Genomic DNA, 13,009 nt, shown 5'->3' on the forward strand with positions numbered 1-13,009 from the left:
GATTTTCCCGGATCGATTGTGAAAAAAATGTTAGCTGGCAGTAACAGGGGATGTCGGAGCGACGCATGAAAAAGGGCCTTGCGGCCCTTCCCGGTGAAGCGTCAATCGTTGTCCTGCTTGCCGATGGCCTGCAGCACGTACTGCGGCAGAGCAAACGCGCCCAGGTGGATATCGGCGTTGTAGTAGCGGGTGGCGATGCCGCTGTCGCGGAAGCGCTGGCGCAGCGTTTCCAGCGGAAGGCGACGCAGGCCTTCGCGGGTCGAACCCCAGGCGAAGGTCATGGCGCCGCCGATATAGGTCGGCACCGCCGCCTGGTAGAAATGCCAGTCGGCGAACAGCCCGTCGGTACGTGCGGCGGTGGTGCGCACTTCCTCCAGTTGCATGAACGGCGTGCCGTTCTGGGTGACCAGGATGCCACCCTCGTTCAGGCAGCGCCGGCAGGCCTGGTAGAAGTTCTCGGAGAACAGCACCTCGCCAGGGCCGATCGGGTCGGTGGAGTCGGAGATGATCACGTCGAAGCGTTCTTCCGTGGTAGCCACGAAGCGCATGCCGTCGTCGATCACCAGGTTCAGCCGCGGGTCGTCGAAGGCGCCCTGGGAGTGGTTGGGCAGGAACTCCTTGCACATGTCGACCACGGTGCCGTCGATCTCGACCATGGTGATCCGCTCGACGCTCTTGTGCTTGGCCACCTCGCGCAGCATGCCACCGTCGCCGCCGCCGATGATCAGCACGCGCCGGGCCGCGCCGTGGGCGAGGATCGGCACGTGGGTGAGCATCTCGTGGTAGATGAACTCGTCGGCCTCGGTGGTCTGGATCACTCCATCGAGCGCCATCACCCGGCCCATCCGGGCGTTTTCGAAAATCACCAGGTGCTGGTGCTCGGTGCGCACCTCATGCAGCATGTTGTCGATGCTGAAGCGCTGGCCGTAGCCCTGGTACAGAGTTTCCTGATAATCGCTCATGGGCCGGGATCTCCCTGGTAAGGCTGCAATCTGGCAGCGGGACTTGCCCGCGCCGCGAAGAAAGGCGCGCATTCTACGCTGGCGGCAATGACAGGTCGAACCCCGCCGGCGGATGGCGCCGGCTGCGCCGGCCAGGTATCGTCTGCCCATGAGCCAGCCTACCTCTCCCCTCGTCCTGCACCTGCCCTACCAGTCACCCTGGGAATGGCGCCAGTTCCACCAGCATTTCGCCCTGCGCCTGCTCGCCGGTGTCGAAAGCCTGGGTGACGACCACTATGCCCGCAGCTTCCGGGCCAACGGTCGCCCGGCCTGGTTCGAGGTGCGACCGCTGGCGGAACGCCAGGTCCTGGCGCTGAGCCTCAGCCCGTCCGCCCATGCCCTGGCCGCCGAACTCGAGGCACGGGTCCGCCGGATGTTCGACCTGGACAGCGACCCGGCCGCCATCGCCCGGCATTTCGCCGGGGATCCCCTGCTCGGCCCGCTGGTGGCCGCCAATCCGGGACTGCGCCTGCCGGTGGCCTTCGATCCCTTCGAACAGGCGGTGCGCGCCATCGTCGGCCAGCAGGTCACGGTGAAGGCCGCGGTGACCATCACCGGGCGCCTGATCCAGCGCCTCGGCGAGCCGCTGGAAGATCTCGGCTACGACGGCATCAGCCACCTGTTCCCGACGCCCGCCGCGCTGGCGCAAGCCAACCTCGACGGCATCGGCATGCCCGGCAAGCGGGTACAGACGCTGCAACGCTTCGCCGCGGCGATCGCCTCGGGAGAGCTGAGCCTGGACCTGGCGGACGGCCCCGAGGCCCTGGTGGAGCGCCTCTGCGCGTTGCCCGGCATCGGCCCCTGGACCGCCGAATACATAGCCCTGCGTGCCATGGGCGAAGCCGACGCCTTCCCCGCCGCCGACCTCGGCCTGCTGAAATCCACGGTCTGGGGGCCGCAAGGCATCGATGCGCGCAGCCTGAAGGCCCGCGCCGAGGCCTGGCGGCCTTGGCGCGCCTACGCCGCGATCCACCTGTGGAACCACTACGCCGCAGGCGGCTAACGCCGCGGCGGGAGGCTACAGCCTGACGTTGCCGCGCGGGCCGGCGATGGCCCAGATGATCAGGCCGAGCACCGGCAGGACGATGATCACCAGGACCCAGATGATCTTCATCCCGGTTTCCGCAGCGCTTTTCAGGATGTTGACGATGGCCCAGATATCCAGGGCCAGGATGACCAGGCTGATCAGCCCGCTGAGGGTGGAACCCATGGCGCGATGCTCCCGAGCAAGAGTGTTCCCTCAGGATAGCCGGCGCGTTCACTCCACGAGGATGTCGGCGAAGCTGGCCACCGTCGGATGGTCGTCCAGGCTGCCGCCTTCGCGGGCCAGGCCGAGCGTGCGCATGCCCGCGTCGCGCGCGGCATCCAGTTCCTGCACCACGTCGGAAAGGAAAAGGATTTCCGCGGCCGGCAGGCCGATGGCCCCGGCGATCCGCGCATAGGAGGCGCTTTCCCGCTTCGGCCCGCTGGTAGTGTCGAAGTAGCCGGAAAACAGCGAGCCCAGGTCGCCGGCCTCGGAACAGCCGAAGATCAGCTTCTGCGCCTGGATCGAGCCGGAGGAATAGACGTACAGGTCCAGCCCACGGGCCTTCCACTCGCGCAGCGCCTGCACCGCGTCCGGGTAGACGTGGCCCTTCAACTGACCGTCGCGGTAGCCCTGGGCCCAGACCATGCCTTGCAGGGCCTTCAGCGGCGTCACCTTGCGGTCCTCGGCGATCCATTGCAGGAGGATCGCGATCACCCGCTCGACATCGGCGTCCGCCTCACCGCTCTCGGCACGCACCGCCGCCAACTGTGCGGCTACCTCGGTCTCTCCGGCGTGTTCGCGGACGAAGTCCGGCAGGTGCCGGGCGGCATAGGGAAACAGCACGTCGAAAACGAAGCTGACCGCGCTGGTGGTGCCTTCGATGTCGGTGAGGATGGCTTTGATGGTCATGCGGACTCCGGATGAAACCGCCCCCGGCAGGACCGGGGGCGCGGATGGTGACGGATGGGACGGTGCCTCGCTCAGTCTTCCAGCAGGGGGAAGCGGCTGGCGATGTCGTCGCCGGTGAACTGGGCGACCCAGCCCTCCGGGTTGTTGAACAGGCGCACGGCGACGAAATGCGGGTGCTCGCCCATGTCGAACCAGTGGCGGGTGCCGGCCGGCACCGAGATCAGGTCGTTGCGCTCGCAGAGCACGGCGTAGACATGCTCCTCGATATGCAGGACGAACAGGCCGCGCCCGGCGACGAAGAAGCGCACCTCGTCTTCGCCATGGCGGTGCTCGTCGAGGAACTTGGCGCGCAATTCGGCCTTCTGCGGGTGGTCGCTGTTCAGGCTGACCACGTCCACGGTGATGTAGCCGCGCTCGCGCTTGAGCCGCTCGATCTCGTGGGCGTAGGCGGCGATCACCTCGTCCTGGCTGGCGCCGGCGGCGATGGGCGCGGCGGCTTCCCAGCGTTCGAAACGGACGCCGACCTCGGCCAGGGTCGAAGCGATGTCCTCGGCATGGGTCAGCAGCTTCAGCGGCTGCTCCGGCTGGTTCTCGTGATAGACGGTAAGGCTGCTCATCGGCTCAGACTCAGTACTTTCAGTTCACACTCGAACAGAAACTCGAAAGCTTCCACCTGACGCAGGGCATCGCTCATGCGCGCGCCCCAAGTGTACAGCCCGTGGCCGCGGATCAAATACCCCGGGCAGTGCGGATGCGCCTCCAGCCAGGGCTGCACGCGGCTGGCCAGGCGGGCGATGTCCTGGTCGTTGTCGAAGATCGGCACCTCGACCTGGCCTTCGTGGGTGGTGACCCCGGCGAAGGCCTTCTGCAGTTCGTAGTCCTGCAGCACCAGGCGGTCGCCGCGGACCAGGCGGGAAAGCACGGTGGCATTCACCGAGTGGGTATGCAGCACCGCGCCGATCGCCGGGTTCCAGGCATACAGCTGGGTGTGCAGGAGGGTCTCCGCCGAGGGTTTCTTGCCCGGTTCCAGGCTGTTGCCGGCCAGGTCGGTGACCAGCACGTCGTCGAAGCCCAACTGGCCCTTGTGCTTGCCCGAGACGGTGAGCAGCGCGCGCTGTTCGTCCAGGCGCGCGGAGTAGTTGCTGCTGGTTGCCGGCGACCAGCCGCGGCCGTAGAGGAACCGGCCGGCGTCGATGATCTGCTGGGTCAGCTGTTCACGGTTGTCGTTCATGCCCGCACCTCTTGCAAACGGGTACTGATGATAGCGGCTGCCAGCAAGGCTGCCAGGCTGGCGATGGCGAAGGTCCAGGCAGGGCCCAGGCTGTTCCAGCTATAGCCGGAATACAGCGCGCCCAGGGCTCCGCCGGTACCGGCCAGCGCAGCATACAGGGCCTGGCCCTGGCCCTGCTGGCGCGGGCCGAAGCTACGCTGCACGAAATGGATGGCAGCCGCATGAAAACTGCCGAAGGTGGCGGCATGCAGCGTCTGGGCAAAGACCAGCAGCGCCAGGCTGTCGGCCAGGTTGCCGAGAAGCAGCCAGCGCAACGACGCCAGCAGGAAGCTCGCGGCCAGCACCTGGCGCAGGCTGAAGCGTTGCAGCAGGCGTGGCATGGCGAGGAACAACATGACCTCGGCGACCACCCCCAGCGCCCAGAGCAGACCGATCAGCGCCCGGCTGTAGCCCAGCGATTCCAGGTGCAGGGTCAGGAAGGTGTAGTACGGCCCATGGGACAGCTGCATCAGGCACACGCACAGGTAGAACGCCAGCACGCCCGGCTGGCGCAACTGGGCGAGGAAGCCGCCCTCGCCTTCGCGCGGTTCGCGATGGGCCGGCTGGGCATTGGGCACCCACCAGCTGCACAGCACGATGCCGAGCATGATACCCAGCAGCGTCGCCGGGTAGACATCCAGGCTCAGGCGCTCGAACAGCGCGCCGAGACCGACCACGGTGCAGATGAAACCGATCGAGCCCCACAGGCGAATCCGGCTGTAGCTGGCGCTGCGCTCGCGCAGGTGGGCCAGGGTGATGACCTCGAACTGCGGCAGCACGGCGTGCCAGAAGAACGCGTGCAACGCCATCACCAAGGCCAGCCAGGCGTAGCTGTGGCTGACGAAGATCAGCGAGAAGCCCAGCGCCGTGCATACCGCGCCGAAGCGCACGATGGCCAGGCGCTGGCCGCTGCGGTCGCCCAGCCAGCCCCACAGGTTGGGCGCGACGCAACGCATCAGCATGGGAATCGCCACCAGCTCGCCGATGCGCGGGCTGGGGAAGCCCAGGTGATGGAAATACAGGGCGAGGAACGGCGCCGTGGCGCCGAGCAGGCTGAAATAGAAGAAATAGAAGCTGGACAGGCGCCAGTAGGGAACCGCGCTGGTCACGATCCGCCGTTCACCCGTCCCGCATCGCTGCCTGCCACAGCCCTCACAGCTGCGGCAGGACCGGTGTGTCGACGCGCACGTCAGCGTTCTGCCCACGCTGGCGCAGCAACTGGTCGAGCAGGACGATGGCCATCATCGCCTCGGCGATCGGCGTGGCGCGGATGCCGACGCACGGGTCGTGACGGCCCTTGGTGATCATGTCCACCGGCTCGCCGGCGGTATCGATCGAGCGCCCGGGAGTGGTGATGCTGGAGGTCGGCTTCAGCGCCAGGTGGGCGACGATCGGCTGGCCGGAGGAGATCCCGCCGAGGATGCCGCCGGCATTGTTCGACAGGAAGCCTTGCGGGGTCAGTTCGTCGCGGTGCTCGGTGCCGCGCTGGGCGATGCTGGCGAAGCCGGCGCCGATCTCCACGCCCTTCACCGCGTTGATGCTCATCAGCGCATGCGCCAGTTCGGCGTCCAGGCGGTCGAAGATCGGCTCGCCCAGGCCCGGCGGCACGCCTTCGGCAACCACGGTGATCTTCGCCCCGACCGAATCCTGGTCGCGGCGCAATTGGTCCATGTAGGCCTCCAGCTCCGGCACCTTGTCCGGGTCGGGGCTGAAGAAGGCATTCTGCTCGACGCTGTCCCAGCTCCTGAACGGAATCTCGATCGGCCCGAGCTGGCTCATGTAGCCGCGCACCTGGATGCCCAGGCCCGCCAGGTATTTCTTGGCGATAGCCCCGGCGGCCACACGCATGGCGGTCTCGCGCGCCGAGGAACGGCCGCCGCCGCGGTAGTCGCGCACGCCGTACTTGTGGTGGTAGGTGTAGTCGGCATGGGCCGGGCGGAACAGGTCCTTGATCGCCGAGTAGTCCTTGGACTTCTGGTCGGTGTTGCGGATCAGCAGGCCGATCGGCGTGCCGGTGGTCTTGCCCTCGAACACCCCGGAAAGAATCTCCACCTCGTCGGCTTCCTGGCGCTGGGTGGTGTGCCGGCTGGTGCCGGGCTTGCGCCGGTCGAGGTCGCGTTGCAGGTCCCGGGCGGACAGTTCCAGCCCCGGGGGGCACCCATCGACGATGGCGACCAGCGCCGGGCCGTGGCTTTCGCCTGCGGTGGTGACGGTGAAGAGCTTGCCGTAGGTGTTGCCGGACATGCGAGGCTCCGCGTGAGGACGAGAGGGAAAGACATCGGAGTATACCCGTCAAGGACGGGCCTGCGAACCTTCCCCGGAGGACGCGATCAAAGCGCTATCATCGGCCCATGAAGACCTCCATGCCGCGCGCCCTCCTCGCCCTGTTCTGCCTGCTCGCCAGCCTGGCCCACACCGCTCCCAACAGCATCCTGCACCGCCCCTACGACCTGGACACCGGGCACGGCGTGCTGCGCGGCTCCTTGCTGCTGCCGCGCAGCGCCGTGCCGCCGCCGGTGGTCCTGCTGGTCGCCGGCTCCGGTCCCACCGACCGCGACGGCAACAACCCCTTCGGCGGCAACAACCGCTACCTGTTGCGTCTCGCCGAGGCCCTGGCCGAACGCGGAATCGCCAGCGTGCGCTACGACAAGCGTGGAGTCGCCCGCAGCCTGGCGGCGGCGCCGCGCGAGGAAGACCTCAGCGTCGGCGTCTATGTCGACGACGTGGTCGCCTGGAGCGAACGGCTGGCCCGCGACCCGCGCTTCTCCCGGCTGATCCTGGTCGGCCATAGCGAAGGCGCGCTGATCGCCAGCCTGGCGGCGCCTCGCACGCCGGCCGAGGAATTGATCGCCATCGCCGGCAGCGGCCAACCCATCGACCGGGTGCTGCGCGAGCAACTGCGCGGTCGCCTGCCGCCGGCGCAACTGCGCCAGGCCGACTCGGTGCTGGCTTCGCTGAAGGCCGGCGAGACCCGCGGCGATATCCCGCCGGCGCTCGCCAGCCTGCTCCGCCCCAGCGTGCAGCCGTACCTGATCTCGCTGTTCCGCGAAGACCCGGCACGCGCGTTCGGCAGCCTGCGCATCCCGACCCTGATCGTCCAGGGCCGCAATGACATCCAGGTCGGCGTCGCCGACGCCGAGGCGCTCCAGCGAGCCAAGCCCGACTCGCAACTGGTGCTCATCGACGGCATGAACCACATCCTGCGGATCGCCCCGAGCACCGGTCTCCAGCAGCTTTCCGCCTACAACGACCCGAACCTGCCGCTGGCCCGGCAACTGGTCGAGGCGGTCAGCCGCTTCATCCTGCGCGGCGCAGAGGCGGAAAAAGGCCGCTGAGCCGCTACAGAAATCGCTTCCCGCGCCGACAAGTTCTGAAAGCCGGCCCGTGAAGGCGGCCGGCCAGAGGATGTCCGATGATCGATAGCGATACCCAACCGGCCGCAGAAGAAGCCGAGAAGAAACCGCCGCACCCCTGGGCCGAACTGGCCCCGGAGCATTTCCGCCTGCTCCGCCTGGCGCCACTGCCCACCGACCGCGCGACCGGCGCCCGCCCCCTGCGCTTCGTCCAGCTCGGCAGGGTCGAACGGCACAGCGCGGACCAGAGCCTGCTGCGCCTGAGCATCCAGGTGCCAGGCCTGATGCTGCGCAAGGAGCAGAACCTGCTGGAGGTCTGGGCCGATCATCGCAACAAGGAAGTGCGTTTCGGTTCGGACGCCGGGCTCAGCCTGGAACCCTTGAACCGCGGGCTGGGCCGTTTCCTGCTGGCCCAGGCGATCGCCTGGGCGCAACGACGCTGGGCCCACTACAAGGTGGAAGGCGGCGCACTGGCGCTGAAGGATGGCCTGACCGAAGACGCACGCCTGCGCCGCGACCATTTCATCCGCGCCCAGGGCTTCGACGTCAGCTATGAGGACCAGCGGTTGCTCAAGGCCCGCTACAGCGCCGGCCGGGTCAGTGAGCTGCACAGCGATTGGCACAAGGACAAGGTGCAGATCGTGCCGCTGCTGGACGCCGCGGCGATGCTGGAACAGGCCGAGCAGACCCTGCAGGCCCAGGATGCGGAGATCCGCCAACTGGAACAGCGCATCAACCACTACCGCCGCGACGACACCAGCCTGCGCTTCACCATCGCCTGCCTGACCGCCTTCGCGGTGTTCCAGGCCGGCCTGCTGATCTGGATCGCCACTCACTGAACCGGCGGCACCAGCCGCCTCCGATCACTTTTCCAAGCGCGAACGGAACAGTTCCCGGTGCTCGCGGCACTGCGCGGCGGACAGCATGAACACCCCGTGGCCGCCGTGCTCGAACTCCAGCCAGGTGAAGTCCACTTCCGGATACAGCGCCTGCACATGGACCTCGCTGTTGCCCACCTCGACGATCAGCAGGCCTTTCTCGCTGAGGTGGTCGGCCGCCTCGGCGAGCATCCGTCGCACCAGGTCCAGGCCGTCGTCGCCGCAGGCCAGGCCGAGTTCAGGCTCATGATGGAACTCCGCCGGCATGTCGGCGAAATCCTCGGCATCCACGTAGGGCGGATTGGACACGATCAGGTCGAAGCGCTGGCCGGGAAGCCCGGCGAAACCGTCGCCCTGGACGGTGTAGACCCGCTCGCCGAGGTCGTGGCGCTCGATATTGACGTTGGCCACCTCCAGCGCATCGAAGGACAGGTCGGCGAGCACCACCTCCGCCTGCTCGAACGCATAGGCGCAGGCGATGCCGATGCAGCCGGAACCGGTGCAGAGGTCGAGGATTCGCGCCGGCTCGGCCGGCAGCCAGGGCGCGAAGCGCTGTTCGATAAGTTCGGCGATAGGCGAGCGCGGCACCAGCACGCGTTCGTCGACGCTGAAGGGAATCCCGCAGAACCAGGCTTCGCCCAGCAGGTAGGCCGCCGGAATCCGTTCCTCGATGCGCCGCCGGAGGATCTCCGCCAACTCGGCGCGTTCATCGTCTTCCAGGCGACAATCCAGGTAGCTGTCAGAAATTTCCCAGGGAAGGTGCAGGGAGCCCAGAACCAGGTGGCGCGCCTCGTCCCAGGCATTGTCGGTGCCGTGACCGAAGAACAGGCCGGCGGCGTGGAAACGGCTGACAGCCCAGCGGATATAGTCACGCAGGGTGAGCAGACGGGACTCGGACATGACGGAATTGCTCCTCGCAACGCACAAAAGGGCGACATTCTAGCCGATCGCGCCGGAGCTGGCCTCCAGCGCGGGAAGTCCATACCACTTTAGTGCGCATGCGGCAAAGGTTCACAGGCTCGCCGATAGGGGCCAGAATGAAAGGCATGTGCCTTCTCAGGAGTAGTGACATGCCTCATCCGCTCACCCTTTTGCAGATCAGCGGACGCGGCTACCCGCCAGCCCCCCTTCGGCAGAGCACCTTGCTGATCATCGATGCCCAGGAAGAGTACCGCAGCGGCGCCCTGCGCCTGCCAGGCCTCGACGCCGCCGCCGCGGAGATCGGCGTGCTGGTGCAGGCGGCCCGCGCCAGCGGTACGCCCATCGTGCATGTACGCCACCTGGGTATCCAGGGCGGCCTGTTCGATCCGCAAGGGCCGCGCGGCCAGTTCCTCCCGGAACTGCAACCGGAAGCCGGGGAAAAGGTCGTGGAGAAACGCCTGCCCAATGCCTTCTCCGGCACCGAGCTGCACGACCTGCTGCAGAACCACGGCCGTCTCGACCTGATCGTCTGCGGCTTCATGACCCATTCCAGCGTCAGCACCACCGTGCGCGCGGCCAAGGACTACGGCTACCGCTGCACCCTCGCCGATAGCGCCTGCGCCACCCGCGACATACCCACCCTGAACGGCGGGGTCCTGAGCGCCGCGGATCTGCAACGCGCCGAGATCGCCGCCCTCGGCGACAACTTCGCGGCGATCGTCGCCCAGGCCCGGGAACTGCTCTGACCGCCCATCCAGCCGCCCTCCCGTCCCGCCCTGCGGAGGACTAGTCTGCCTGCAGGGCCATGGCTTGCGGCGAGAAGACGAGTGGCGCACGGTTTGCCCACGGCTCCCGGGAATCCGGGAACCCGGCCGGAAGGTTCCGGTCCTAGCCCCGATGACACACGAGGAAGTCGGGATGAAGTTGTCCGATAGTTTCGATGCGCGCCGGCTGCGCCCGCGCCGGCCGAGAGTCTGGCGCTGGCGCCTGGCGGCGGCGTTCGCGGCCCTGGTGGCGAGCCTGGGCGTGCTGCTGTCGCTGGCCGGCACCTCGGCCTTGATCGGCCGCCAGCCGGCTGTCGGCATGCTGCATATCGAACCCGCCGCTGGCGGCGTCTTGCTGGCCCTTGGCCTGCTGTCGCTCTGCCTCGGCGTGTTCTTCTGGCGTTTCAGCCGCCGCCGCAGCCGCCGCAACAGCGACCTGAGCCTGTCGCCGAACCTGATGAAAAAGCGCGACTGAGCGGGCTGCCGGCGTCCGGCCGATCCGGTAAACTGCGCCGCTTCGCGGAGGCTCCCATGCAAGACGACGACTTTTCCCTGTTCAAGAGCGAGATGCGCGGCGTCAAGCGCATCTCGGTCGATCGAGCCGATACCGGCAAACCTCGCAACGACCGCCAGCAACTCAAGCAGCGCCAGCTCAATGCCAGCGTGCGCAACGACGAAATCCGCGTCGATGGCCTGTCCGACCAGTTCGTCATCGACGTCGGCCCCGAGGACGAGCTGTCCTGGGCCTGCGACGGCGTCCAGGAAAGCCAGTTGCGCAAGCTCAAGCAGGGCCTGGTGCCCTTCGACGGTAGCCTCGACCTGCACGGCATGAGCGTGGAGAAGGCCCGGCAGACGCTATGGGACTTCCTTGCCGAGGCCACCCGCCTGGAAATCCGCTGCGTGCGCGTGACCCATGGCAAGGCCGCGCGCAAGGACGGACGCAGCCCGCTGGTGAAAAGCCACGTCAATACCTGGTTGCGCCAGCACCCGCAGGTGCTCGGTTTCACCTCCTGCCTGCCACGCCACGGCGGCACCGGCTCGGTCTACGTGATGCTGCGCAGGACCATGCTCGAAGGCCGCGACGAGTAGCCGGCAAGCGCCGAGTCTTGCCAGCGGCCCGGCGACGTCCTACCCTCCGCGCTGGTAATCGTCTGACTGGAACGCCCATGTCCCTGGAACAACACTACTCCTCGATCCTCACCCAGCTCGGCGAGGACGTTAACCGCGAAGGTCTGCTGGACACGCCCAAGCGTGCCGCCAAGGCCATGAAGTACCTGTGCCGCGGCTACCAACAGAGCCTGGAAGAAGTCGTCAACGGTGCCCTGTTCAGCTCCGACAACAGCGAAATGGTATTGGTCAAGGACATCGAGCTGTACTCGCTCTGCGAGCACCACCTGCTGCCCTTCATCGGCAAGGCCCACGTGGCCTATATCCCGAACGGCAAGGTGCTCGGCCTGTCGAAGGTCGCGCGGATCGTCGACATGTACGCCCGCCGCCTGCAGATCCAGGAGAACATGAGCCGGCAGATCGCCGAGGCGGTCCAGCAGGTCACCGGCGCCCTCGGCGTCGCGGTGGTGATCCAGGCCCAGCACATGTGCATGATGATGCGCGGCGTGGAAAAGCAGAACTCGTCCATGGTCACTTCGGTGATGCTCGGCGAATTCCGCGACAACGCCGCCACCCGCAGCGAATTCCTCAGCCTGATCCGCTGAGGCCAGGTCCGCTGGCGAAAGAACCGGCCCCACTGGGCCGGTTTTGCGTTTCCTTCCCCGGCGATCAGCCGAAGAAGCGCTTCATCGAGCGCGACAACCAACCGCCCTCGCTCTTGTCCTTGACCAGTTCGGACATGCTGTGGCGTACCGCATCCACATATCCGGCGTCGTCGTTGCGGATGTGGTTGAACAGCCAGCGCGAGAGCAAGCCCTTGAGTTCATCGCCGACATCCTCGCCGGCCTGGAAGCGCACCCGGTATTCGGAGACCCGGCGGATGAACAGCTCGTGGATCTTCTTGTGCGCCCGGGAAAACTGGTAGCCGGCATCCTCCATCAGGGTTTCCTCGAAGGCGAAGTGCGACAGCGTGTAGTCCACCAGCTCCTCGATCACCTCGGCGATCGCCGCGTGTTCCTTGCCTTGCTGGGCGTCGTGCAGGTGATTGATCATCTCGACGATGCGTTTGTGTTGATTGTCGATGACCTGAATACCGGTATTCAGGTCATCCTGCCAGACCAGATGCGCCATGATGACTTCCCCCAAGCGAACAGCGAACGGCCTTTCCGAACGGCCTGGGGCCAGGGTATTTTTGTGACGCAGTACGGGTATTGACGCCGGTCAAGCGGGACAAGATGTTAATGAATTTCGCATGAATTCATTCGCCCCCCTCGCGGCGGCATGCCCGCTCGATCCGCTCGGTTTCGCGCGGCTGAACATCCGCCATCGTCGCCGGAAAGCGGCGTCACCAGTGGTCCCGACAGGACAGGAAGGAAATGAACCTGATCGCGCACGTGGAAATACCGGTGTCCGACCTGGGGAGGGCGATGCGTTTCTACGCCTCGGTGTTCGGAGTGGCGTTCGGCGAGGTAGCCACCCTGCACGGAAGCAGAATGGCGCATTTCCCCTTCGAGGAAGGCCGTGACGGTGCCAGCGGCGCACTCGCCGAGGGCGACGTCTACGTGCCTACGCTACATGGGGCGATCATCTACCTGAATGTCGCGGACCTGGATGCCGTCATTGCCCGGGCCCTCGGCGAAGGCAGCGAAATCCTCTTCCCGAAGACGCCGCTTGGCGACGGCGTGTTCATCGCCGAGATCAGGGACAGCGAAGGCAATCGTATCGCCCTGCAGAGCGCTTGCGGAGAGCGGCCGTAGAGGTCCTGCAAACCGAGCGCCG

At 66.8% G+C, this 13,009-nt stretch carries 17 protein-coding genes; 8 read left to right on the forward strand and 9 right to left on the reverse strand.

Features of this window, described 5'->3' with window-relative positions; translation table 11 throughout:
- Positions 1–101: 101 nt before the first annotated feature.
- On the reverse strand, positions 102–962 hold the full coding sequence (speE, locus tag ACYAF3_RS28430; protein WP_003103196.1) for a polyamine aminopropyltransferase: 861 nt from the start codon (positions 960–962) through the stop codon (positions 102–104).
- 148 nt (positions 963–1,110) lie between these two features.
- Here speE and ACYAF3_RS28435 point away from each other — a divergent pair, with 148 nt between their 5' ends.
- Positions 1,111–2,004: a DNA-3-methyladenine glycosylase family protein gene (locus ACYAF3_RS28435; protein WP_003449989.1), complete on the forward strand. Its 894-nt coding sequence runs from the start codon at positions 1,111–1,113 to the stop codon at positions 2,002–2,004.
- A gap of 15 nt (positions 2,005–2,019) precedes the next feature.
- On the opposite strand, the gene ACYAF3_RS28440 is transcribed toward ACYAF3_RS28435, so the two are convergent.
- The 6 genes from ACYAF3_RS28440 to aroC all read right to left on the reverse strand — a co-directional run bounded on the left by ACYAF3_RS28440 (position 2,020) and on the right by aroC (position 6,451).
- Positions 2,020–2,211 (reverse strand): PLDc N-terminal domain-containing protein, encoded by a 192-nt coding sequence (locus ACYAF3_RS28440; protein ID WP_003103184.1) that lies wholly within the window; start codon positions 2,209–2,211, stop codon positions 2,020–2,022.
- Positions 2,212–2,259: 48 nt separating this feature from the next.
- Positions 2,260–2,937: an acireductone synthase gene (mtnC, locus tag ACYAF3_RS28445; RefSeq protein WP_034006935.1), complete on the reverse strand. Its 678-nt coding sequence runs from the start codon at positions 2,935–2,937 to the stop codon at positions 2,260–2,262.
- 71 nt (positions 2,938–3,008) lie between these two features.
- Complete coding sequence (locus ACYAF3_RS28450) at positions 3,009–3,554, reverse strand: 1,2-dihydroxy-3-keto-5-methylthiopentene dioxygenase (RefSeq protein WP_003087656.1); 546 nt, start codon at positions 3,552–3,554, stop codon at positions 3,009–3,011.
- Complete coding sequence (locus ACYAF3_RS28455; RefSeq protein WP_003087655.1) at positions 3,551–4,168, reverse strand: methylthioribulose 1-phosphate dehydratase; 618 nt, start codon at positions 4,166–4,168, stop codon at positions 3,551–3,553. Before ACYAF3_RS28455 ends, ACYAF3_RS28450 begins: the two co-directional genes overlap by 4 nt.
- A complete protein-coding gene (locus ACYAF3_RS28460) occupies positions 4,165–5,316 on the reverse strand; it encodes an MFS transporter (protein WP_003087654.1) in 1,152 nt (383 codons plus the stop codon). The genes ACYAF3_RS28455 and ACYAF3_RS28460 overlap by 4 nt, the downstream gene beginning before the upstream one ends.
- A 43-nt stretch (positions 5,317–5,359) precedes the next feature.
- Positions 5,360–6,451, reverse strand: a complete 1,092-nt coding sequence (aroC, locus tag ACYAF3_RS28465) for a chorismate synthase (RefSeq protein WP_003087653.1) — start codon at positions 6,449–6,451, stop codon at positions 5,360–5,362.
- Positions 6,452–6,558: 107 nt separating this feature from the next.
- On the opposite strand from aroC, the gene ACYAF3_RS28470 reads away from it, so the two are divergent.
- On the forward strand, positions 6,559–7,542 hold the full coding sequence (locus ACYAF3_RS28470) for an alpha/beta hydrolase (RefSeq protein WP_124207286.1): 984 nt from the start codon (positions 6,559–6,561) through the stop codon (positions 7,540–7,542).
- Between the two features lie 77 nt (positions 7,543–7,619).
- Positions 7,620–8,399, forward strand: coding sequence for a hypothetical protein (locus ACYAF3_RS28475; protein WP_003087649.1), 780 nt, complete (start codon positions 7,620–7,622; stop codon positions 8,397–8,399).
- Positions 8,400–8,423: 24 nt separating this feature from the next.
- On the opposite strand, the gene prmB is transcribed toward ACYAF3_RS28475, so the two are convergent.
- Positions 8,424–9,338, reverse strand: a complete 915-nt coding sequence (gene prmB, locus ACYAF3_RS28480; protein ID WP_003087648.1) for a 50S ribosomal protein L3 N(5)-glutamine methyltransferase — start codon at positions 9,336–9,338, stop codon at positions 8,424–8,426.
- A gap of 170 nt (positions 9,339–9,508) precedes the next feature.
- On the opposite strand from prmB, the gene ACYAF3_RS28485 reads away from it, so the two are divergent.
- The 4 genes from ACYAF3_RS28485 (at position 9,509) to folE (ending at position 11,835) form a co-directional block, all read left to right on the forward strand.
- Positions 9,509–10,105 carry a cysteine hydrolase family protein gene (locus ACYAF3_RS28485; RefSeq protein ID WP_003103179.1) on the forward strand — a complete coding sequence of 199 codons (597 nt, stop codon included), beginning with the start codon at positions 9,509–9,511 and terminating at the stop codon, positions 10,103–10,105.
- A 172-nt stretch (positions 10,106–10,277) separates the two neighbouring features.
- A complete protein-coding gene (locus tag ACYAF3_RS28490) occupies positions 10,278–10,598 on the forward strand; it encodes a hypothetical protein (RefSeq protein ID WP_003087644.1) in 321 nt (106 codons plus the stop codon).
- A 56-nt stretch (positions 10,599–10,654) separates the two neighbouring features.
- A complete protein-coding gene (locus tag ACYAF3_RS28495; RefSeq protein ID WP_128669379.1) occupies positions 10,655–11,212 on the forward strand; it encodes a Smr/MutS family protein in 558 nt (185 codons plus the stop codon).
- Between the two features lie 77 nt (positions 11,213–11,289).
- Positions 11,290–11,835 carry a GTP cyclohydrolase I FolE gene (folE, locus tag ACYAF3_RS28500; protein WP_003087639.1) on the forward strand — a complete coding sequence of 182 codons (546 nt, stop codon included), beginning with the start codon at positions 11,290–11,292 and terminating at the stop codon, positions 11,833–11,835.
- A gap of 64 nt (positions 11,836–11,899) precedes the next feature.
- Here the strand turns inward: folE and ACYAF3_RS28505 are convergent, their stop codons facing one another.
- Positions 11,900–12,361, reverse strand: coding sequence for a bacteriohemerythrin (locus ACYAF3_RS28505; protein ID WP_003087637.1), 462 nt, complete (start codon positions 12,359–12,361; stop codon positions 11,900–11,902).
- Positions 12,362–12,606: 245 nt separating this feature from the next.
- Between ACYAF3_RS28505 and ACYAF3_RS28510 the strand changes: the two genes are divergently transcribed.
- Positions 12,607–12,987, forward strand: coding sequence for a VOC family protein (locus ACYAF3_RS28510; protein WP_003097780.1), 381 nt, complete (start codon positions 12,607–12,609; stop codon positions 12,985–12,987).
- The last annotated feature ends 22 nt before the right edge of the window (positions 12,988–13,009 follow it).

This window comes from Pseudomonas sp. TZ252, from assembly GCF_056110345.1.